Source organism: Streptomyces pluripotens (assembly GCF_000802245.2).
Classification (GTDB): Bacteria; Actinomycetota; Actinomycetes; order Streptomycetales; family Streptomycetaceae; genus Streptomyces; species Streptomyces pluripotens.
In genome coordinates this window covers 7,323,987-7,346,075 of sequence record NZ_CP021080.1, presented here as the reverse complement: position 1 = coordinate 7,346,075, position 22,089 = coordinate 7,323,987, and the positions used below count along the sequence as shown (strand labels likewise).

Genomic DNA, 22,089 nt, shown 5'->3' with positions numbered 1-22,089 from the left:
GATGTTGGGTTGCTCCGCAACCCTCTTGAAGACGTTGAGAGTTGAACGTTACTCTCTGTTGTCTTTGTCCCGTGGTCTCGGGTGCCGGCCTCGGGTGGGTCACCGTGTCGGCGGGGTGTGGCTCCCGGCCTGGGGGGCGGGCCTGATCTTCTATTTTCCCTGGTCAGAGGCTTAATACCTCTGGTTTGAGGGGGTTTGCGTCTCTGGTCCGGGTGGGTCCGGGGCGCCCTCCGGGCTTCCCTGCCCCGGTCCATTGTGGTTACAGTATGGCAGCAACGAGGGGAGGTTGGCAACTGGTGCCGCATCGTTGCTGTCTGACGGTACATCAGATAATCGCCCATCGCTTGGTTCTGGATGGACTAGACCTCTCTGGAATTGGTACGTATTCCGTTACGGGTTGCATGGCATCAGAAACGGATTCCGTTTGAATTGAGGGGGCGTCAGTCCCAAGGGAATCCCATTAGAGGTTTGTTACGGGTTCCGGAAAGGATGCGTAACACGTAACGGAGTTGCGGGGAGAGAAAGACAACCCGTAACAGGGTAGGGCACGGAAAGGAATTAGGGAATTGAGCGCCACGAATTCAGCAACCGCCGTAGTCGACGGTACGCGCGGGACGGGTGAGGAGCGGGCGGCGGGAGGTGCCGCTGCTGCGGACGGGATCGGTGCGGCGGTCGCGGCGGCTGAGGTCCGGAGGTACGAGCGCTGGAGCGACGTTCCCGCCGGGCTGGTCACCCGGACCCGGCTGGCCGACGCCGACCCGCCCCGGCGTCCCGGCGGTCCCGTCCGCGCCCGCGTCCGCGACTACAACTGGCGAGGCAAGCTGCAGACGTTCGACCTGTACGCCATCGCCGAGTCCGTCCCCACCGCGGCCACCGGCCGCCAGCTGGCCGCCGCGGCGCAGCGGCGGGCGGTCGGGCGGGGGTGTGAGGGGTGCGGGGCCGTGGGTCAGCTGCCGCTGCTCGATCATGACGGGCGGCGGGTGTGCGCGGCGTGCCGGCATGTGGCGCGGCTGGCCGAGACACAGGAGGCGCTGCGGGTGCGCAGGGCTGAACTGGGCCGGTGGGCTGGGGTGTTGCTGTCGGAGCGGCTGGCGGTGGTGTGGGTGGAGCTGACCGCGGCTGAGCTGACGGGGGCGGGGAGGGCGCGGCCGCCGCTGGCCGGGCGGGTCCAGGTCGCGGATGAGACGGGCCTCGTCCTGGAGGACGTCCTGGTCCGTCTCGCCGGGCCGCGGACGGGCGGGGCGCCGGCGGAGGCGGTCTCGGCGGGTGAGGGGGCGGGGCGGATCACGCGGGCGCTGCAGGGACGCCGGCGGCTGGTGTGGGGGCCGCTTGGGGACGTTGTGGCGCGGCTGGCGGTGCTGGGGCATCCCGCGGACCTCGACCGCGCCTTGGCCGTGCCCTCCGGTCACGGGATCCTCTGGCCGGACGATGCCGCCTCGCGGTACGCGCAGTGGTGCGGTGAACTCGACCCCGCCACGGGGAAGTTGCGTACGCCGTGGCCGCCGGGGAGCGCCGACCGGCTCTGGTACGTCCTCGCCCAGATGGCCGGCACCAACGAAGCGGGGGCCGTGGACGAGGCGGCGCAGCCCGGCGGGTGAGGGCCGGGCGCCCGCGGCGGGGTGCAGGGCGGGCGTGACCTTTCGGGGCGCGGCTCGTTGTGGGGGTTGGGGTGGCCTGTGCCTTCGTGGGGGCCGGCTTGGTGCTCGGGGTGCGCGTCGGCCCGGGCGCGGCGGTCGCGTCCGCGCTGGCAGGGATTCAGATAATCACCCGGTTCGGACATCCGGGCCCTCGGACCGGCATACATGTACGGGAAGTACATGTCCTGTCGGTTCACGGCCGTGCGGTGGCGCAGGTAATCGCGCAGACGCCTCACCCTGCGGGAAACTCAGCCCTCCAACACCGCACACCCGGACCCGGCAGACACCCCATCAGACCCGCCCCGAGGCCACACCCAGCTCTCCCGCACCAACGCCCGCCCTGTCGGAGGCCGCGTGCGGGGCGGGTCCGGGTCTCTTCCGGGACCCTGGTCGGTCGGGCACAGGACAGGGGGCCGGCTACGCCCCTCGCAGCAGGTGGGCCCCCGGCACCGTCTTCCCGGTGCAGGGGCCCACATGTGTTTCCGGTGTCGCCCGTGGTTTCGGCCGGCCGGGTGTCAGGTGCGTCAGCGCGGGATGCGCGTCCGGTGCACGAGCGGGATGCCGAGGCGGGCGGCCACGGTTTTCTCCACGGCGGAGACGACGTGGTCTGGGGTGGCGTCACGGAGCGGGATCACCCAGTACTCGACCCACTCGTCCCGCTTCGACGTGCTGCGGTTGATGTGCTGGCTGAGCCTGGTCGCGGCGGCCCCCCGGTTCAGGGCCCGGGTGGGGCGGGTCTTTCCGCAGTAGCAGGCGTTGCCGTTGCGGTTGACCGCGATGTAGACGGCCTTGCCACTGGCCCGCGAGCCGGGCGAGCATGTCGTACCGGTCGTCGGTGATGGCAACGACGCCGGTCCAGGTGGTGTCGGTCATCAGCGCGGCTCGGCCTCGGAGATGCCGCCGAGGTCGCTGCCCATGTAGCGGAGCTGCTTGACGGACGGCTCCACGGCGATCCAGGGGAGTTTGGTGTCGGTGCCGTTCTCCTTGCGCAGGGCGATCAGGTCGTCGAGTTCGGCGGCGGCCGTGGTGAGGGAGCCCTGGAAGGCCGTGAGGGCCTTGTCCTCGAGTTCGGTGGCGGTGGGGTCGTTCTGGTAGCCCTCGGGGGCGAATCCGTGGTTGGCGGCGCGGCGCAGGTGGGCGTTGAAGTCGCTGCCCTTCCAGCCGTCGCGCTCGACGAGGTGGCCGTCGGCCCACCACCGCGGGCTCTGGTTGGCCCGGATCCGCTTGATTGCGTCGGCGAGTACCTGTCGGCCCTCCTTAGTGTCGAGGATGGTCTTGATGACCGTGCCAACGCCGGCGCGCATAACCTTGATGTTGCCGACGATCTGCTCGGCGGAGCCGCCGGGGGCGAGGAGGTAGCCGCTGGTGACGAGGGTGACCATGGCGATTACGCCGAGGAGCAGCCGGGCGGGGATGTCGCCGTTGTCGGCGCGCTGAAGGAGGTCGTCCACGGCCTGGTTGTTGTCGATGTTCTCGACGGTCCACTCGTGGTCGGTGAGGGCCTGCCACAGGCAGCCGGTGTCCAGCGCGGTGCGTACGGGCGCCAGCTTCTCCTTGGGGAGGCTGGAGTAGGAGCGCAGGCCGAGTTCGACGATCGGGCCGCTGCGGTGGGTGACCTGGAGGCGACGCTTGTCGAGCTTCGCGGCCATGATCGTCCTCAGCCGGGGTTCCTTGCGGGTGAGCTGCTGGACGACGAACGTGAACCTCAGGTCGCGGAAGGCGGGGTTGAGGCTGAGGGACTTCATGGCGTCGGTGACATCTGCGCGGCCGAGGAGGACGTCCCGCACGGTCTGGGCGTCGTCGCCGAGCTCGCCAGCGTCGAACAGGGCGGTGACGATCTCCTCGGCGGTGACGCCGTTCTGCGAGGACGGCTCGAACGACTTCACCCCGACGTTCATGCGCATCAGCAGCGAGCGGACCGCGACGGGGAAGCGTCCCATGCCCATGGACGGGTTGTCGTCGGTGTAGCCGACGATGACCTGCACCGGGACGGTCATCGCATTGAGGAGCCTGGCGGCCTGGTCGCGCTTGGCACGGGCCGCCCTGCTCGTGCCGGTGGCGGCGTTGATGTCGCGGTGGGCGTTCTTGACGATCTCCCGGACGAGATCCCGCCGCTCGGCGAGGGGAAGCCGCATGAGGTGGGACGGAAGCAGACTGTCGGGGTCCTTGGCGTTGGTGGGGCGGATCGAGCTGGCCGGGACCGTGATGCCGGCGGTGCAGGACGCCCAGCGGCTGTTGCCGTCGACGATGCTCAGGTCGTCGCTGGGGTGGCGTCCGGGGTTGAGGAAGGTGACGGGGACGGCCGTCAGGGGCCGTTCCACGATGCGCCGGCCGACTTCCTGCGGGTTGTTCTTCCTCACGCCCTTGGACGCCCGGTCGATGGCGGCGAGGAGGTCGTCCATGGCGTCGGCGTAGACGAGGGCGGCGTCGGTGTCGTGCGCGGTGGGCATGGCCAGGACCCGCTGCTGGTCGTTGGTGTCCGGGTCGGCCGCGTAGTGGGCCTCGTCCAGGAGCCGGTCGTTCTCGATCGCGGGGGACAGCATCAGCGTGTACGCGCGGTAGGTGATGACGCTCAGCCAGCCGGTCTCGACGCGGTGGCGCTCCAGGCGGGCGCCTTCGAGGAGGCCGGGCTCGACCGCTCCGAACGCGATCCGGCGGACCGCGGCGGGGGAGATTTGGAGGTCGGGGTGGTTCTTCTCGAGGAACTTGATCGCCTTGGTGGTCTTGCTGACCGGCTCGACGCGGTGCTCGAACGGCGTCGAGCGGTTGCCGGAGCGGATGTCGATGACCTCGATGCCGTCGATGTCGTCGTGCTCGTCGGGGATGTCGATGGTGCTCATTAGAGGACCATCCCTTCTGCAACCCTCTTCGGTAGGGCTGTGACCTCTCGGTCCCGGCGGGTGCATGGCTTGTGGCGCGAGCCATTCGATGGCCACTGTGAGTTGTGCCAGCCCCGCCGGGCCGAGGCCGTCTGATCGGCATCAGGGACACGCCCCGCAGAGGGCCGATTAATGAGCTCCCGGCAGACGTCCTCACCACCGGGCAGGTGCTCCGCGCACGACACAGGAGTACTTTTTCCGTGTACATCGGATGGGACTGGGCGACCGAGACCCACGACGTGACGGTCATGGACAACACCGGTGCCCGGGTGGCCCGTTGGGAGTTCACGCACACCGAGGAAGGCATCGCCAGGACGCTGGCCAAGCTCGCGAAGTACGGCAGCCCGGCGGACCTGCCGGTGGCTATCGAGACCACCCGCGGCCTGGTCGTGGACCGGCTGCTCCAGGCCGGCCACCCGGTCGTGCCGGTGCACCCGAACGCCTTCCACGCGATGCGGCCACGCTGGGGCGCCTCCAAGGCCAAGACCGATGCGGGTGACAGCCTCAAGCTCGCCGACTACCTGCGCACCGACGGGCACTTCCTGCCCCGTCTGGAGCCGACCGAGCAGGCCACAATGGAGCTGCAGGCCCTGACCCGGCAGCGGGCCGACCATGTCGCGGCCCGCATCGCGGCTGTCAACCAGCTCGCTGCCCTGCTGGACATGCACTGGCCCGGAGGCAAGGCCGTCTTCGCCAGCCTCGACAGCGACATCGCCCTGGCCTTCCTGGACCGCTACCCGACGCCGGCCTCGGCCGCCAAGCTCACCGCCGGTCGGCTGGAAACCTGGTGCAAGCGCCACAGCTACACCGGCAAGCGGCCTGGCAGCGTCCTGATCGAACGCCTTCGCTCCGCTCCCCGGCCCGCCTCTCGGCTCGGCGAGAGCGTGATCGAGCAGCTCGTCGGGGTCCAGGTCCAGCTGGTCAGGAGCATCAGGGCGACGATCCGGGTGCTGGATGCGGCCATCGCCGATGCCGTCGCCTCGCACCCCTACGCGCCGCTCCTCGCGACCATGCCCCGGATCGGCACGACCAACCTCGGGCAGATCATCGGCGAGATCGGCCCGATCCTGGAACGCTCTCGCACCAGCGAGCAGTTCATCGCCGAGACCGGCGTCGTTCCCGTGACCCGGGCGTCGGGCAAGTCCCGCGTGGTGAGCTTCCGCCACGCGGCCAACCGTCGTGCCCGGCTGGCCATCGTCGGCTACGCCGACGAGCCGGCACGCCAGCGACTGGGCAGCGAAGATCTACAACGACGCGCGAGCGGACCGCAAACGCCATCCCCACGCCGCCCGCATCCTCGCCCGCGCCTGGCTGCGCGTGATGTGGGCCTGCTGGCGCGACGGAACCTGCTACGACCCCGACACCCACCGAGCCAACAACAAGATCAAACCCGATCCCGAGGCGACTCTGGCGGCATAGAGGTTGACTCAGGGAACTCACAGGGCCTCATTCGCATGGGCCGGCGCGAGGCGGGCTCGCGGCCGGTGGTCGGCGTACGCGAGCAGAGCGCCATTGGAGCGCAACGCACCCGTGCCCGCTCGGTGAGGACCGCGGTCCGTCACGGGGCTGACCCGGCGTCGCTTCGGTGACCTGCGGGCGGATCCGGGTACCCGCCCCGTGATGTGCAGGCGGCGTACTCAGGTCTTGCCGGTGGATACCGCGGTGTCCACCGGCTGCGCGACAGGCCGCCCTCGGCGGCGGCGATGACACGAGGGTACGGCCATCCGGGCGGGCCCAGCACGCGAGTTGACGGTCCGTCCGATCTGATCGGCTGTGACCTGCACGATCTCGCCCGACGGCCCGTCAGTGGGCTGGGGGGCATGCCGTGCGGCCTGGCCACCTCGACGTCCGCTCCGCCGGGACGCAGCGGACGACACCCTCGTACGGCCTCGCCGCGGCGCGGTACAGCGCGCGGCGGGTGACGAGCAGCAGGCCGGACCCGTTCCACGACGTCCCGGGACCCACGCGTCCCCCGGCTCCGGGAGCGCGGCGCCGTACGGCGCTCGCGTCCGACCTGAAGGCCTCCAACCGCTCCGGCCGGTCACCCATACCCCGATTTCGACCAAAAAAGCAGGTCAACCACCGTACGGGGCGGGGCAGTTGCCTCATGGAGGGCGGGGCGGGGCAGACGTGGGCAGGGCGGGTACAGAGCGCATGCCGACCGGCAGGGCCGGCCGGGGGGCGTGCCCCCTGTCGGGGGCAGCGCGGTGGTGGGGGCCGGGTCCCTTTCAGGACCCGGGTGTCGGTCGGGCGCGGGACCGGGGCCGTTGGCCCCGGCGGTGAACGGGGGGGTGGCGGGGGCGAGTTGTTCGCGGGGGCGGGGCGGTGGTGTCACGGGGCCGCTTCGCGGTACTGACAACAGGCCCTGGTCAGGGCGTTGTTGGTACGGACGTCCCATTGTCAGACCCAGCCGGTAGCGTCGTTGATGTCACGGGCCCACAACACGCCGAAGAGCCCCTGAAAACACGGTCCTTGCTTGGCGGCTGGCCGTGTCCCAGGAGCTCCCCGGCGTCGTGGTCCCCCAACCCCCTCGTACCGGCAGCAGGAGGAACCTTGACTGACACCTGTGAAGCTACAGCACGGCACCGACAAGCACTCCGACCAGCACAAACAGGCGGCGCGGGCGGCGGGTGGCATACGGGAGCCCCTCGCCCCGACGCCGCGGTCCAGGAGGAGCTCACCGTCCGATGACCGAACTCTCCATCACCCCCGGCCTACTGCTCACCCTCATGGTGTCGGCGGCCGTGGCCGTCGCCGTCTACCTCGACACCAAGAAGGGCAGCAGCGCGGTCCCGGCCCGCGGGGACCTGTCCATGGCGATCACCGCGGCCGCAGCCGTCGCGACCGTCCTGATGGGCCTCGGCCTCGCGTCCGTACCGCCGCCGGCCGCGCAGACATCCGTCGTCGCCCCGGCACCGTCCTGCCCGTCCCCGCCGGGCAGCTGCTGAGCCACCCCAGGAATCCCTGCGGGGAAGAGCCGGCCACACCGCCAGTTCCTCTCCGGGCAGCACCGGCCAGCCGGGGAGCGGCCAGGCGGCCAGCGGCGCAGCCGTGTATCCGCGGCGCCACGGGGCCGACCGGGGAGATGGGGTGCGCCGCCGACGACATTGACAGGACCGTCCACGAGCAGCAGGACGTCCCGCGTACGAGAGCCCGGCCAGGCACCGAGCCTTCGCCCGCACCTGCCCCGGCCTTCGTTGTCGTCCTCGCACCCCTCATCCCTCGTCGCCTTGGACGCACATCAGGCCGGCACCGAGGGCGGTGCCGGCCTGATGTGTCGGCGGGCGCGGGCCAACGCGCCTTCCGGAGGTCCTGGAACGGGTTCGGGTTTGCGACCAGTAGCCGTCAGGAGGACACCGGCGGACTTGCCACCGGTGTCGTGCTGGGACCACCGTCTTGCTGAAGGGGCCTAGACCGCAAATCGTCTGGAACAAACGATGGGCCGCCACGAGGGTGGCAGGCACTCAACCCGTCGTCGCCAAGCCGGTGTTCGCGTGCCGGGCGCGCGGCCGATTTTATGGCAGCGCGGGGAACACCGGCGAGGCCAGGAAATCGCATAACAGACATAAGGCGCGCTAGGGCGGGGTGGGGGATGCCGGGGCGTGGAAGGCTGTGAGCCGCGCCGCCCGCTGCACGGCAGGGCCAACTGCCTTGCGGAACGCGCGACTTTGCGACCAGTAGCCCCTAGGCCCCGGCAGTTTCGCCGGGCCCCGTCAGGAACGAGTCCTGCACGCGATGAGCGACCTTGCCCTTCCCCGCCCGGCCGACCCGCCGGCGCCTGCCTGCACCTGCGCCCCGGGCGCGGCCGAACCGCCCGGTTCCGCCGGGCGGTTCGGGCCCACCCACGCGCTGATCCTGCTGATCGTCTTCCTTGGACTCGGCTGCGGCCTGTTCCTCGCCGGCACCGAGCTTCAGACCGTCTTCACCCTGCTGGGCGGCCTGGGGGCGATCGGCGCGGCCACCCTCGCCGCCGCCGGCGGCGGACGCCGCCTGATCACGATCCTCGCCGAGGCCGCCGTGCGCTCCGGCGCGGGCAAGTAGGGCGGCGGCCATGACCCGTTCCCCCGCCGGCAGTGTCTCGGACCGCCCCTTCGCCCACCTCGCCGAGCACCTCACCGCCCTGCGCCGGGCCGCCCGGCTGCCCCAGCGCGCCCTGGCCGACACCGCCAACATCTCCCGCGGTGCCGTCCAGCGCGCCGAGTCCGGCACTGCGGCCCCCTCCCCCACCGTCCTCGACGCCTACCTGCGCGCCTGCGGCGCCGGCCCGGCCTCCACGGCCCGCGCCCTCCTCCTGCGCAGCCGCGGCCGCGCCGCCCACCGCGACAAGCTCCGCGAGCTCAGGGCGCCAGCCCCCGCCTTCATCCACGACAAGCGCGACCTCGCCCTCGCCCTGGCCGAAGCGTACGAACGGGCGGGCGCCCCCTCCCTCGGCGACGCCCGCCTCGCCCCCGGGCGCAAACCGCTGCCGCGCACCACCGCCTGGCGGATCGTCAACCGCAAAGGTCTGCCCGCCACCACCGAGCAGCTGGTCACGTTCCTGACCGCCTGCGGCATCCGCCCCGCCGAACAGCGCCCATACCTTGACGCCTACCAGCGCATCACCACCGACCGCGGCACACGCCCCACACCCCCACGCACACAACGCATCGCCCGCCGCATCCACCGGACACCCCTGGCGTACGGCGGGACCGACACCGAGGTGAGCTACGAACTCACCGCCACGACCGCCGCCCTCGCCCGGCTGGTGCCCGCCCGCGTCCTCGAAGAGGCCTTCACCACCGCCCTGCAGCAGTACGCCGACCGCGAAGCACACCGCAACGGCACCACCCCACCCGACTGGATCACCACCACCCACATCCTCGACCGACTCGCCGCCACCCCCTTCATCGCCCGCGCCCCCGACCACGCCAACGACAGCGGCGCCGACCTCGTCCTCCACACCAGCGATGGCAGCACCATGATCATCCAGGCCAAACGCCACTCACGACCCACCCGGCCCGACGCCCTCGCCCCAACACCTGCCCCGACCGACCGCGCCGCCTGACCACCACAGGGACAAGCAACAGCTGCGCGGATACGACGCCTGCAAAGGCCGGCGGCATGGGTGTTCGAGTCCTTTCTCAGGCGCCGAGGCCGACGTAGGAGACGTAGGTGTAGGCGCCCCAGTCGGAGTCGAGCTCGGTGATGATGTCGTCCCAGATTTCCTCGAGTTTGCCTTCGTCGCCGGCTTCCATGGCGTCGACCGCGTCGTCCCAGATGTAGCGCACCGCGGGCAGGCTGCGGTGCGCCTGCTCGCCTTCGAGGTTGGGGCGGCGGGCGTGTTCGTCGACCAGGGACTGGTCGACGGGGTGGATCTCGACCGCGGTGCCCTTGCCCTGGTTGTTGAGGTGCTGTTTGAAGGCGCCGAGGTTGTCCAGGATGCGCCGGGTGCGCAGGTTCCAGTACGCGGTGTCGACCAGTTCGAGGTTCGCGGCGCTGGGCTTCTGCTTGCCGGCGAACCAGTTCTTCAGGGCACGGGACTTGACGGTGATCCCGGCCTCCCGCATGGCCTCGACGCCGGCGTCGCTGTTGAGGTACTTCAGGCGCGCTTTGAGGCCGCGGGGGGAGGTGACGGGGGACTTGATGCCGCCGTCGATGATCTGACGTTCCAGGGCCTCTTCCAGGGCGCGGCCGAGGGCTTTGCCGCCGCGGACGTTTTCGAGGGAGCGGTTCGCGCCGTAGGTGCCGAAATTCTTCCAGCCGCTGTCGTCGTACGGCATCGGTTAATTCCCCCCGAGGGTGTAAAGGCGCTTCACCTTCATCTGGGTGGGCTTGCGGCCCTCTTCCCAGACTGTTTTCCAGTCGCCTCCGGCGACGTGGAGTTCGTCGACGCCGGATGCCTGGACCAGGATAAGGCCCCCTTGATGGGCTTTCCATCCTTTCAGCCAGAGGCTTGCGAAGGCTTGGGAGCGGATGGTGTGTACCCACTCGGGTCGGCGGAGTTCGCGGTTCTTTCCTGATTCGCCGATCGTGGAGGTGAAACGGGAGTACATGGCCTTGACGTATTCCTCGGTGGCCGAGTCCTCGTTTTCGATCGCGGTCTGACGGGCCTGCTGCAGGACGCGGCGGAATTTCTCCAGGAGTGCTTCGGAGGCGCCGGAGGTCCACGATTCCAGGATCCGGGGCGCCTCGCTGAGTTTGAGGTCATGGCAGCGGATCAGGAGGCGGACGGTGGCCTCGTCCAGGAGGTAGGGGCCGGGTTCCTTGCGGTTGCCGATCGGGTTGGGCAGGTGGGCGTGGGGCCATACGAAGTGGTCGACGCGGTGGATCCCGGCGCGGCGGCGGTCGTAGCCCCCGTTGGGGTCGTGTTTGAGTGCGCCGATGGGCAAGTGTGTCTTGAAGGCGGACAGGTAGGCCGCGTTGGTGTCCAGGCCGACCACGTCCAGCGGGTGGTGTTCCCCCTTCTTGATGGCCTCGTAGAGGGGGGCGTTGCGCCATTTATGGCGGCCTTCCCAGATTCCGTCGGCCTCGCCCTGTCCGGGTTTGGAGAGGAAATCCAGAGCGGGCGGATAAACGGTGTGGACGTAGCTCGCGCCGACCCGGGTGAGTTTGAACAGGGCCATGGAGTCCGGCACGGCTTTCTTCTGCAGCATCTTGACCGCGGCCTCGATGTCACCGTGCGTCTCGTCGAGGGCCTGGTCGACCGCGGCGCTGATCTTGTTGAGGAAGTAGGTGTAGTTCCGGCCGCCGGTGCCGGGAGTGTCCTCGGGCGGAGGCGTGTCGTCGCTGAACGAGGCCGACGGCGCCTCCATGACCACCCCCTCGACCACACGCCGGGCCAGGTCGGCCGCCTGGGCGCCCTCGGCGGTACCGGGCGCGGCACCGGAGTCCTCGGCGGCCGCCGTGGACCCGGAGACGAGGGCGGTCCCTGCCTCCGGCGTGCCGGTGGCAGGGACCGGCGCCGGGGCCGGGGCGCTGGTGGGGGTATCGCGGTGAGTGGCAGTGAACGCGGCAAGCGCGGCGCCGAGCCGCTCCCCTTCCGGTGTGGCCGGCACCGGCGGGCGGCGGGCGGCGAGGCCGTCCAGGGCCTGGCGTAGCCCGGGCAGTTCATCCTCCCGGGCGGGCGCGGCAGCGGCCTCGCGCAGCGCGGCAAGCGCGCCGGCCAGGCGGGCAGACAGGCCGCTCCGGGCGCCGGAAGTGAACGGCAGTGCAGCGTCGAGGAGTTCGGCCTCCACGGCCGCGAACCCCTCCCCCACGGCCGCCGAGACGGCCGGCGCGGGACCGGCCTGCAGGGCGACGCCCAGAGCGGCCTCGACGGCCGGGCCGGCGGTGGCCTTCTCGCCCTTGCCGCAGCCGAACGTGTGCGCGGCCTTCGGGTCCCGCGGGCGGGCGGGCGCGTCGGTGAAGCGGGCGCACGCGGCATCGAAGCGCAAAGGCACGGTCGTCAGCTCGCCGAAGTCGCGTTCGGCCACCGTCACCTGGGCGTCGTTGCCGGTGCGGGTCAGGGTCAGGGTGAGGTGGGCGGCGTCCAGCGCGGCCAAGGCGTCGGGGTCTGCGGTGTCGAGCACGGCCACCACCGGCACGTTCCGGGCGCGAGCCAGGTGCGCCAGCACCCGGGCCGCCTCCGGCAACGCGGGGCCGGACAGCGGGATGAACGGATCAGCCGCGTGCTGGAAGCGGTCGACGACGACCAGCGCCAGGTCCTCGACGTAGGGGGCGGTCTCCGCGATCAACTCAGCACTCAGGCCGGTGCCGTCGTCGACGTGCAGGTCGGCAGCGGCCAGCCGGGCCTGGACCGCGGACGCGGCCTCTTGCTCGTCCGGGGTGAGAGCGCCGGTGCGCAGCCGCCGGTAGTCGAGCCCGGCCTCGCCGGCGATCACCCGCAGCGCCACAGCCGTCCGCGACGGGCCCGACGCCGCGTACAGCACAGGGAGTTGGCGGGTGATGGCGGTATACCGGGCAGCATGCACGGCCAGAAGCGAGCCGCCGGCGTGCGGCTCGGCCGCCACCACCGTCAGCACCCCCGACGACAGGCTCCCCAGCGCGGCATCCAAGGCGTGCAGACCGAACCCGAACCGCGGCACAGTCGGCGGCGCGACGGCCTCGGTCAGGGCCAAACCGGCGACCTCCCCCAGACCATGCAGCCGGTGCAGCCCACCACCCGCGGCCGGGACGGGCGGTGGGGCCTCGGCCGTACCCGCTGACGGCGCCGTACCGTCCACACCCCGATCGGCGACGGTGTCCCGGCCGCCGACAGCTTCCTCAGCGGCAGCGTGGCCGGCCGGCGCAGCCCCGGCGTCCCAGCCGGCCACGGCGGTGTCGGGCCCGACGGAATCCGGGCCGGCACCCTGCAGATCCGCGGTGCGGTCGGCGGCGGCCAGCGGCGCAAGTACAGGCGCAGCACCGGAACCCGCCGAGGCCGCGACCGCGGCCTCGGTAACACCTTCGCCAGCGGGCGGGACGGCGGGGTCGGCAGCCGCGGACACATCGGCTGACGTGGCGTCCGCGACGTCGCCGGCAGGTTCGGCGGAGGCCTCGGGCGCAGCGAAGACCTGGCGGGCAGCGGGCAGGCCCTTTCCAACGGCCGCATGGGCCTGGGGCGCTGCGGACGCGCCCGACGGGAGATTCGCGGCGTCCGCCCACGCTGCGGCCGGTGCCGGCGCGCCGCCGGCTGGAACGGCAACCAGTGCATCGCCGTGCGGGACCAGGGCAGCGTCTACCAGGACCGCAAGCGGCGTCGTCCGGTCCAGCAGCACCTGCGGCACACCTGGCACACCCGGTCGGCCAGCCGCGTCGATCACCCGGTCTCCCAGCTTCGGACGCGCTGCCGTCCGCGCCCACGACGGCCACCCCACCAGCCTCTCCCGCGAGGCGCCATCCAGCCGGCCCACCGGAATCAGCGCCGCACGGTAGGTACGGTGCGTTTTCCCGTCACGCTTGACCACCACCGTCATCCGGCCCTCGTCCCGCGCCGCGTCCACCAGCTCATACAGCCGGTTCCGCGCCTCGGTCACCCCCAACACCTCCGGCTCCTCGACCGGCATCGGCGCAGCAGCGGACGGATCGGCGGCACCGCTGGCCCCTTCCGCCGCGGGCTCGGCTGCGGACGGATCGGGGACAGCGGAGTGGGCAGACATCAGGATCTCCAGACACGAGAAGCGGGACGGCCCGGGCACGGCCCCGGGCTCACCGGCAAACCACCGGGCGCTGAACACGACCACGCCCCCGCCTTCACGAACCAGCAGCGGGCAAGGGCGGACTCGGTCAAGACGGGCAGGGCGCAGCCACAGACACAACACACCTACAGCGCACCCGAGTTGCCCCGGGCCACCAGCAGCAAGCTCCACCCTACCCAACACGTAACGTAACCCGCCACACAACCCGGGCGTCGACACGTAACAAAAAGAAGAGGAAAGCTGCTGGCGACGTGATGGGTGCAGGTGAGAATGCGTAACGCAAGGCCGAGGGGGCGCGGGGCGGGCCAGGCCGACGCCGATGTCCGGCAGACGACTCGGGCGAACTGCAGGCTGCAGCGAGCCGCCGATTACCTTGTGGGTCATGCCGGAACACCGGCGCCGAGCCTGGCAGCAGCCCGACCCGGGGCGCGTCTCGGCCATCACAATTACCTTCTTCAGGGTCCCGCATGGGGCTCCAAGAACAGGAAACGGCACAGGGGAGAGCTGTGGCAGCAGGGGCGTTGCGGACCATGTTGCTGGCCGGGGAACTGACCGCGTCGCTGATCAGCCGGGTCGCAGCCCGCTACGGTCCGGCGGCCGGGAATGTGCTGCGGCTGTGGACGTGCCGTAACTTTCCTGCGCGGCACGACGGCGGCGTGCGGGCCGATGCGGAGGTCGTGCTCAACGATGCGGGGCGGCGTGTGGCGGGGCGGCGTGTGCTCGCCGAGCTGTGCAGGGTGGAGCCAGCGGTGCTGGCGCGCGCTTTGCTGGCACTCACCGTGGACGACCCCAAGATCAGCACCGACAGAGAGGCCGCCGTGGCGCAGGCGCGGTGGTGGCGCCGGCCGCGTTCGGCTGTCGGCTGTGCACCGCGCGGCGCACCGGGCAGGCGGTACGTGCGGTGCGGTACGTGCCGCGCTGGCGGCGGGTCTGCCTCAGGCACGGGCGCTGGCTGCTGGACGCGGACGCCGACCAGCCCCTGGAGCACCTCGATCTGCGCGGCGTTGCGGAGGTGGCGGCCGCGCAGCGGCGATGGCTTTCGGTGGCGCGGCGTGCGGTACACCGCCTCCGCATCACCCAGTTGCTCGACGAGAGCCGGGAGCAGCTGGCGCAGCTGCGCGGCGTGCAAAGCGGCACCACCGCCGAGGTGGCCCGCGCGCTGCTGGAGCACCTCAGCCACAGTGCCGAGCTGATCGACCGGGCCGTGCTGCATGCCGCCGCCACGGCCGTCGCTGCCGGGGTGGCTCTTCAGGACGTGGCCCGGTGGTCCCGCCTGCCCGCCGAGGAGCTGGCAGAGGTTCTTGCCGAGGGCCAGGTCGACGGCTGACACCCCGAGGGCTGGCGCCGTGGGGCTGTGAAGGGCGGTCTACTCGGACATCAGTTGCCCAATGGGGTGGCTTTCTCCAGATCGAGCTCGATGGCGTTCTCGTGATCGGGGTCGAAGCGGGCGTTGAAGTGGAGAACTACCGGGCGAGTGCCTTCCGCTTCGTACGTGTAGTCGTTGACAAGGGAGACCGAGAAGTCGGAGTCCTCGTCGTGGTCGGAGACGTGGAGGAAGCCCTCCACGTGGGCTTCGGCCTCGGCGGTGACGGTGGCGAGGAGCTGAACCGGCTCGGCATCGGGGTCGGTTCCGTAGACAGCGGCTCGTACGGTGTCCGGGTGCACGTCGATCGCCGCGAGGCGTGGGTCGGCGAGTGGGAGACGGAGTTCGTCGAAGTCCAGGCCGGCTCCGTACGGCTCGACCCGGTCGACGTCGTCGATCTCCCTGCCGGCCAGCTCGTCACACGCATCTTTGACTGCCTGTTGCAGGCGGGTGCGCAGGTGAACATCCGTCGCCAGCCGGTCCTGGAACGTCAGCTCGGCGGCGTCCTGTGCGCTCTTCGGCAGGATCTGGGCGAGGTTCGCGAGCTTGTCCAGGCGCTGTACGGCCGGGATCTTGCCGTCCAGGGGCTGGAAGCCCATGGCGTACACCTGTTTGTCCTGCGGGGGCTGTCCGGTGAGGTCCGCGAGGAGGGCACGGGCGACCGTGTCGGTCTTCTGGTCTTCGCAGAAGTCGCTGTGTTTGTTGGTGATGAAATACAGAGTGTCCTCGGGGCCGAGGTGTTCGGCTCCGTGCTCGGCGATGCTCGCCCAGATGAGTATGTCGCGGTACCCGTCCGAGCCCTTCTTCCCTCCGCCGCCCTTGGCGCGGAAAGGCCTCTCCTCACGCAGCATGCGCCCCAGGATCTCTTTGTGGGACATGCGCGGGAGGGGCAGGGTGACCGCGCCGACCCTGTCCAGCCGCGCTCGAAGCCACTTCTCGTAGCCGCTCTGAAGAGCGGCGACTTCGTCGTGCCGTCGCTCGACGGAGGACTGGCTGTCCCGGTCCCAGGCCAGTTCGTACAGGGCGTTGTCGGCGTCGCTCAGCTTCCTCACATGGTCGTCGAGGTGGCCCCGGTAATGCCGTGTTGTCTCTTGGATCACGACCTCCGGGACCCACAGCTTGGCGTGTCCCTTCAGGGCCCAGACACGCATCAGCGACCACGCGCTTTTCGAGAGGGTGAGGTCGGTGAAGAACTCTGTGGTGTCCACTGCGACCACAGGGATGCGCGTTGGCGGCATCGGCGGCACGCCTTCCTTCCAGGTGGCTGAAGATGCCTCATTGTGCAGCGGAGAGCCGCCCCGCGTGGCGCGCATATTGCTCGCGGGGCGGGCGGGAAGGTACAGAGGCCGCACTGACACTGGCGGCGCCAGAGGGCACCGTAGGGTCGCACGCTCGTGACGAGGGCTGGGAGCTGAGAAGCTCGTGTCTTGGTTACCGCCCAGTTCGCCTGTGCGGCACGACCGGTGTGCCCCTGTCTGGAGTACGTGATCATCGACAGCAGCCAGGACGGCCCGCCGACCGGCCTACCCGCTGTCGCGGGCGGCGTCTACCGGGTACCGGAACCGGGCGCGGTGGAGGCGGAGTTCACCGGGGTGGACGGCACGCTCGTGCAGCGCTGGGTTGAGGCCACTGTGCGCGGGGTGGGGCAGGTCGAGGGCGCAACGACGTTCGGAGCTCAGCGAACGGTGTCGAGGAGATCGAGTACGGCAAGCCTGATCGGCCTTGGTGCCATGAGGGGGTTGTCGTGCAGGACGCTGTCGCTGTCAGTGAGCGGCGCCAGGGCCGCTGCGACGTCAGCGGGCAGCCCGGTGGCGGTGGCCAGAATGCCGGCCAGGAGGATCTGCTGGTGGGCCAGTTGGCTGGGTGCAGCAGTGTAGGTACGCCCCTTGAGCTGCCACGGGGCGGCGCTGGTGTCCATGGTGTCGGGGCTGGTGATGGCGTCGATCATGGCTTGTTCGGCTTGAGGGTCACGGCGGACGCGGTGGGCTGTTGCCTTGAGGAGTGCGGGCGCGGCGAAGCCGGCATCGCGGCGCTGGAGCCGTTCGGCCATGCGCAGGGTGAGGTCGGGTACCTGGACGGCCGGGGCGAGGTTGATTGTCACGGCGATGGCTTCGGGCCAGGTCCAGTCGATCCGGTAGGCGCCGGCCAGGTGTTGTTGCAGGGCGCGGTAGAGGCTGTGCGTGTGCGGGTCGTCCGGTAGAAGGCGGGCCAAGGCGATGCGACACCAGCCGGTGACGGCCATGTCGATGTCGTCGTCACTGATCAGTTGTGGTGACGGCTTTCTGCCCGGGGGGCGGATCAGGAGTTCCAGCAGTTCACGCTTATGGGCGTCGAGCGGGTGGAGTTTGCCCGCCACGTGGAGCACGGGTTGGGGGTCGTTGTCGGCCTGGGCCGCCTGGGCTGCTTGGTGGAGCAGGTCTGGATCGTCCGGGTTGGTTTCGGCGTACCAGGCAAACACATTCTTGTCGCGCAGGAGTTCGAGGTCGGCGCGCACGGCATCGCTCAGTGCGCGGTCGAGTTCGGGGTGCCGGGCAGCAACAGTCGCCAGCGTGGCCCATACGGTGGTGAGCTCCGGAGGGGTGCGGCTGAGCCGCCCGGCCAGGCGCTCGGGCAGCCGGTTGCCGCACTGTTGTTGAAGCGCGGTCCAGTGGGTTGCGACCAGCTCGGTCAGCTGAGGGTCAGGGCCGGAGAGGGGATCGTCGAATTCGACGGAGGCGGGTCGGCCGTTGTTGCGCTCGACGACGCCTTCCAGAAGGGCGACGTCACCGAGCAGGAGCATGATCACCCAGGCGGTGCGTCGGCGGTCGTCGCCCGAGTCCAGATCGTGAGCGAGCAGTTCCTGGCGGCATTCGGCGCGCAGCCTCTCCCGTGCCTGCTGCCAGTTGGGGTGTGCTGTGGTGACTTCCGGTGTCGCGCCGTCGCTGCCGGACGCCGTGACGGGAGTGACGGCCAGGGCACGGGCCAGTGATGTCGCGGCGGCCCGGCGCACTGGGCTCGAGGTGTCGTGGCGCCATTCCTTGAGCAGCTCGGTCACGGTGTCGGTGTCGATGCCGCGCCGTGTGAGCTGCTGGGCGATCAGCATGCGCAGAGCTGGCGGGAGCGGATTGAGCAGGGCCGTTGCTTCGGTGATGATCTGTGCGGCTTGCGGGCTGTTGAGCGGGCCATAGCCGATGAGGACCGGGCCGACCTCGGGCTCGGCGCCGGTCAGGCATTGGCGGGCGTAGGTCAGGACTTCGGGGACTTCGGGCCATGCTCCGATGATCCAGCCGCGCGCGGTGCCGAATTTCCCTCTTGGCACCGCATCAAGGCAGACGCGGGCAAGTGCCTGTGCGTCGTGGTGTTCCAGAGCGTGTTCGGCCTGATCGGACAGGACGGGAGAGGGTTCGCCACGTACGGCGTTCTTGCAGTCGATCCAGAGGCTGGCGAGGGCGGAGATGGCATGCTGGACGCCCTCCCGGGGGCGCTGCTGGATCATCTGGAGCAGGCGTTCGATGCCGTCGGTTGGTCCCAGGACCGCGGCCACGACCTCGACGAAGGACACGGCCTCATCAGCAGAACCGTTGATCTTGCGCAGCAGGGCTTCTCGAGCAACGGGGTCATCGCCGAAGTGCTCTTGGAGGGCCCGGGCAGCTACGGCTGTACCGAAGGACGCGTCGAGGGCACTGATCAGGTGATCACGGACCTGGCCGGTGCGGGCCAGCCGGGCCAGATGGAAGGTGTTGTCTGCCGGGTGGAAGGATTCGTGCAGGAGGCGGGTCTGAGCGGCGTCGCGGATGGCAGGCTCATCGGCCCAGGTGGCCGGCGCGTGGGCCAGGGAATAGGGCAAGTAGTCGTCGGAAGCGATCGTGCGTGCCGCCCACTGGACGACTTTCGAATCGTGCGGAAATGCCGTGAGCACCACCCACCAGGCGAGCTCTCTCCAACCGGGCGTGCCCGGCCGGCCGGGAGTGCCCGACAAGATGGCAAGGCAGAGGTCTCGCACGGACTCGTCGTCCTGCGCTGCGTCGCTGACCATGTCCGCGGTGACCCGGTCCAGGGTGTCCCCCACCGAGTCCCGTTCGAGCAGGCTGAGCAGCCACTGGCGGTCGTTCTCGTCGTAGGGCTCTGTGCCCTGGGGGGTATCGCGTTGCAGGGCCCGGTGCGCGCGCAGTGCGACGGCCCGGATGCCGATCGCGCCCTGGCGCATGCCCCAGGAGATCAGTTCCGTCGTCCGGATATGCCCGGGCCAGCCGGTGACCAGCGCTTCGAGCGCGGCGGCCTGGATGGTGGTGTCGCTTCCTTCGCGTGTCAGGACGGCCAGGGCCTGTGCCACTTCGTCGGTGCCCGCCATGCGCTGGGCGAGGGCGTGGGCCGCGGCGTGCTTGGCAGCGTCAGATGGGTGGCGCAGTGCCTGCAGGAGGATCGTCTCGGCGTCCGGTACGGCGATGTCTGTGCGGCGCAGCGACCAGTAGGCGTTCGGCTCGTCGGTGGTGGCGATGGTCTTGCGGGCGAACCACGGCAGCAAGATCCGGCGGGCCGTGGTCTCGGCCAGGGCGCCAGTGAGGGCGGCGAGCAGACGTGCCCGGTGAGGCATCCAGGGGTGGTGCTCGACGCGGGCGCACAGCAGCTGGGCGAAGCGGGTGACCTCCCGATGGGGCATGCGCACTCCGGCGGCCAGGGCCTCCGCGGCCAGATCGTGGCCGCCCAATTCCGCAGTCGAGTTCTTCGGGCCTGCATCGAGGGCCGTCTGCAGGAGCTCGGCGGCGTCGCTCGGGCGGTCCTGCCCGGCTAGCAACGCCAGCAGCACGTCCCGCCAGGAACGGCTTCCCACTCTGGAGCGGACGACGGCCCGCTGGTCGGAAAGGGGCAGGGTCATGAGGTGCTCGGCGCATAGCTGCTCGGCGACAGCACGGTGGGCGAAACCGAGGGTGCCGGCTCCCTGGGCGAGCAGGATGCCGAGATCGCCTTCGGCCACCTCCATGATCTGCGGGGCCAGACGACGGGCCTCCGTACTGTCGTAGCCGAACAGGTCGTCATCGCACAGTGCCCGGACCACGCCGACGCGCCATACCCGGGTGCTGGCGGCAGGTCCTGTGTCGGCCTGTCTCAGCTCGTAGGCGACAGCGGCCAGCACCTGGCGGATGTCCCGGGCGTCCAGTCCGCCCGCGGGCCGGCGCACGTCGCGTCGCCGGATGGCCGGATGTTGCTCGAGCAGTACGTCAACCAGCCGCCGGTAGGCCTCCATGCGTCGCGTGGGCAGCGGGCCGCTGGACCACATCCCGGCCAGCATCAGCAGGAACAGCGGAACGGCGGCCAGCGCCTTGAGGTCGGGCACGGCCTTGACTTCGTCCAGGAAGCGGTCGGCGGTCTCGCCCATGAGGCGCTGCGCGACAGTGCTCGCCTTCCGCTCGCCCGCGGGAGTGGCCGGCTCGGCGGTCACGGCCCTGGCGAAGGCGGCCCGTGTCATGCTCTGCTGCTGTGCCGCAGACAGCGGCGCCAGGTTTCCCACCCGCCATCCCGCCAGCGGCATCAGACGGCGCAGAGCGTAGGGGCGGCTGGAGACGATGGCGGCGACGTTGCGGCTGCGGACGAAGTTCTCCAGGAGGGTCAGGGCAGGGCGGGCGCTGTCCTCGTCGGTCCACTCGTCCAGACCGTCCACGACCAGCAGCAGCCGGTCATCGGCCAGGGCCCGCGCCACCAGATCGTGCAGGTGCTGCGCGGAGTAGCGGGTGAGCCAGGCCCGGACAGCGGACTCCACCGACCGCTCGGCGTCCCCTTTGAGGTATTCGCACAGAAACGAAAACGGCAACCACACCGGCAGATGCGAGCCGAACTTCGCGGCCAGGGCTGCCGAACGGGGCCTGTCGTCCAGGAGGTCGGACACCACAAAGCGCAACAGACTCGATTTTCCCGCCCCTGGCCCGCCGGCCACGACCGAAAGATCACCGTCGGCCAGCCACTCGTCGCAGGCGCTGCGGGTCACCTCCAGGCCGCCCAGCTCGTCCTCGACCCGGCCGCGCTCCAGCAAACGGTCCACGGCGGGTACGGCGTCACGGTAGGACCAGGGGCCGTACCCGCCGACGACCTCTTCCATCTCCGCTGTTCCTGCCGCACCCGGTGCTGTTGCGCTGGGCAGACCGTGACCGTCCCGGCGCTCGTCCGCCCTGTCGGGCTGCTCGCCCGCGGTGCCCGGCAGGCCCGCTAGGAACTCACCGCCGCTGTCGGTGATGTCCAGCAGGACGTACTCAAGCGGCTTCGGTGGGTGTGCGGACACGGCCGGAGCCAGCAGGGCCGCCCCTGTGTCCTGAAGAGCGAAGGACGCCCGGTACAGGCTGCGCAGGCCCGCGCGCAATGCCTCCACATCCTGGCCCGGCAGCCGGCCCGCCAGAGCCTGTGCGGCCTCGGGACCGCAGAACTCGGCCACCCAGGCGCGGCCGAAGAAGTCGTCGACGATCTCGGGCAGGTGCCGCAGCCGCTCGCTCACCGACTCGCATCCCCAGCGCTCGAGCCGGATCCCCGCCTTCTCCAGTCTGTCCGCCTGGCGCTCAAGTTCCTCAGCCAGCGTGGTGGGGCGCAGGGCATGGGTGGTGGCGTAGATGAAGACTTCCGACCGGTCGGCCCAGGAACCGGCCAGGAACTTGTCGACCGCCTTGATGATGTCCGCCGGTGTCAGCGTCGCCACACGCTTTGACTGCAAGGTGGTGTAGCGGCGGCCGGGATCAGTGCTGGCGGACGCGGCCGGACCGCGGGTGTTGCGGACGAACAGGTCGATGCCTTCCTGGCCTTGCCCTGCTGTGCCGTACAACTCGGCGTACTCGGCTTGGCCGTCGAGCTCGGTCAGCCGCAGAAACAGCCGCTCCGCGTCCGGCCACGGCAGTTGATCCAGCGGCAGATAGTCGGCCTTGGTGGCAATCGGTGGCGCAACTTTGCCCGAAGGAGGAACACGCAGGCTCGTCGGCACCTCCCCCGACGACCGCACCACCGCACCGCTCCGCCTCGCCACGACCCGTATCGTCGCACGGCACTCCTGCGTTTTCTCGGCAAGTCCCCGACGAGGGATGAATCTGCTGGCTGTG

Annotated in this window: 12 protein-coding genes; 6 read left to right on the top strand and 6 right to left on the bottom strand. The window is 70.5% G+C overall.

Annotated features, from left to right (window positions below; translation table 11 throughout):
• The first annotated feature begins 566 nt into the window (after window positions 1-566).
• Window positions 567-1,598: a hypothetical protein gene (locus LK06_RS32425; RefSeq protein ID WP_086083623.1), complete on the top strand. Its 1,032-nt coding sequence runs from the start codon at window positions 567-569 to the stop codon at window positions 1,596-1,598.
• Between the two features lie 563 nt (window positions 1,599-2,161).
• Here the strand turns inward: LK06_RS32425 and LK06_RS32420 are convergent.
• The gene (locus tag LK06_RS32420) at window positions 2,162-2,482 is read right to left on the bottom strand and encodes a hypothetical protein (protein WP_234367285.1); all 321 of its coding nucleotides are present in this window, start codon (window positions 2,480-2,482) and stop codon (window positions 2,162-2,164) included.
• A 27-nt stretch (window positions 2,483-2,509) separates the two neighbouring features.
• Window positions 2,510-4,477, bottom strand: a complete 1,968-nt coding sequence (locus LK06_RS32415; protein WP_043432632.1) for a hypothetical protein — start codon at window positions 4,475-4,477, stop codon at window positions 2,510-2,512.
• A 239-nt stretch (window positions 4,478-4,716) separates the two neighbouring features.
• Here LK06_RS32415 and LK06_RS32410 point away from each other — a divergent pair, with 239 nt between their 5' ends.
• The 4 genes from LK06_RS32410 to LK06_RS32395 all read left to right on the top strand — a co-directional run bounded on the left by LK06_RS32410 (window position 4,717) and on the right by LK06_RS32395 (window position 9,560).
• Window positions 4,717-6,105, top strand: coding sequence for an IS110 family RNA-guided transposase (locus LK06_RS32410; RefSeq protein WP_199838651.1), 1,389 nt, complete (start codon window positions 4,717-4,719; stop codon window positions 6,103-6,105).
• A gap of 1,098 nt (window positions 6,106-7,203) precedes the next feature.
• A complete protein-coding gene (locus LK06_RS32405) occupies window positions 7,204-7,464 on the top strand; it encodes a hypothetical protein (protein ID WP_043432633.1) in 261 nt (86 codons plus the stop codon).
• A 787-nt stretch (window positions 7,465-8,251) separates the two neighbouring features.
• Window positions 8,252-8,557 carry a hypothetical protein gene (locus LK06_RS32400; RefSeq protein WP_043432635.1) on the top strand — a complete coding sequence of 102 codons (306 nt, stop codon included), beginning with the start codon at window positions 8,252-8,254 and terminating at the stop codon, window positions 8,555-8,557.
• Window positions 8,558-8,567: 10 nt separating this feature from the next.
• Window positions 8,568-9,560, top strand: coding sequence for a helix-turn-helix domain-containing protein (locus LK06_RS32395; protein ID WP_043432650.1), 993 nt, complete (start codon window positions 8,568-8,570; stop codon window positions 9,558-9,560).
• 76 nt (window positions 9,561-9,636) lie between these two features.
• Here the strand turns inward: LK06_RS32395 and LK06_RS32390 are convergent, their stop codons facing one another.
• On the bottom strand, window positions 9,637-10,275 hold the full coding sequence (locus LK06_RS32390) for a hypothetical protein (RefSeq protein ID WP_043432637.1): 639 nt from the start codon (window positions 10,273-10,275) through the stop codon (window positions 9,637-9,639).
• A 3-nt stretch (window positions 10,276-10,278) separates the two neighbouring features.
• On the bottom strand, window positions 10,279-13,632 hold the full coding sequence (locus LK06_RS32385; protein ID WP_159025246.1) for a DnaB-like helicase C-terminal domain-containing protein: 3,354 nt from the start codon (window positions 13,630-13,632) through the stop codon (window positions 10,279-10,281).
• Window positions 13,633-14,506: 874 nt separating this feature from the next.
• Here LK06_RS32385 and LK06_RS34815 point away from each other — a divergent pair.
• Complete coding sequence (locus LK06_RS34815) at window positions 14,507-14,998, top strand: hypothetical protein (protein ID WP_043432639.1); 492 nt, start codon at window positions 14,507-14,509, stop codon at window positions 14,996-14,998.
• Window positions 14,999-15,048: 50 nt separating this feature from the next.
• Here the strand turns inward: LK06_RS34815 and LK06_RS32375 are convergent, their stop codons facing one another.
• Window positions 15,049-16,272 (bottom strand): PIN domain-containing protein, encoded by a 1,224-nt coding sequence (locus LK06_RS32375; RefSeq protein ID WP_159025247.1) that lies wholly within the window; start codon window positions 16,270-16,272, stop codon window positions 15,049-15,051.
• Window positions 16,273-16,709: 437 nt separating this feature from the next.
• Complete coding sequence (locus LK06_RS32365) at window positions 16,710-22,016, bottom strand: NACHT domain-containing protein (protein WP_159025248.1); 5,307 nt, start codon at window positions 22,014-22,016, stop codon at window positions 16,710-16,712.
• Between the last annotated feature and the right edge of the window lie 73 nt (window positions 22,017-22,089).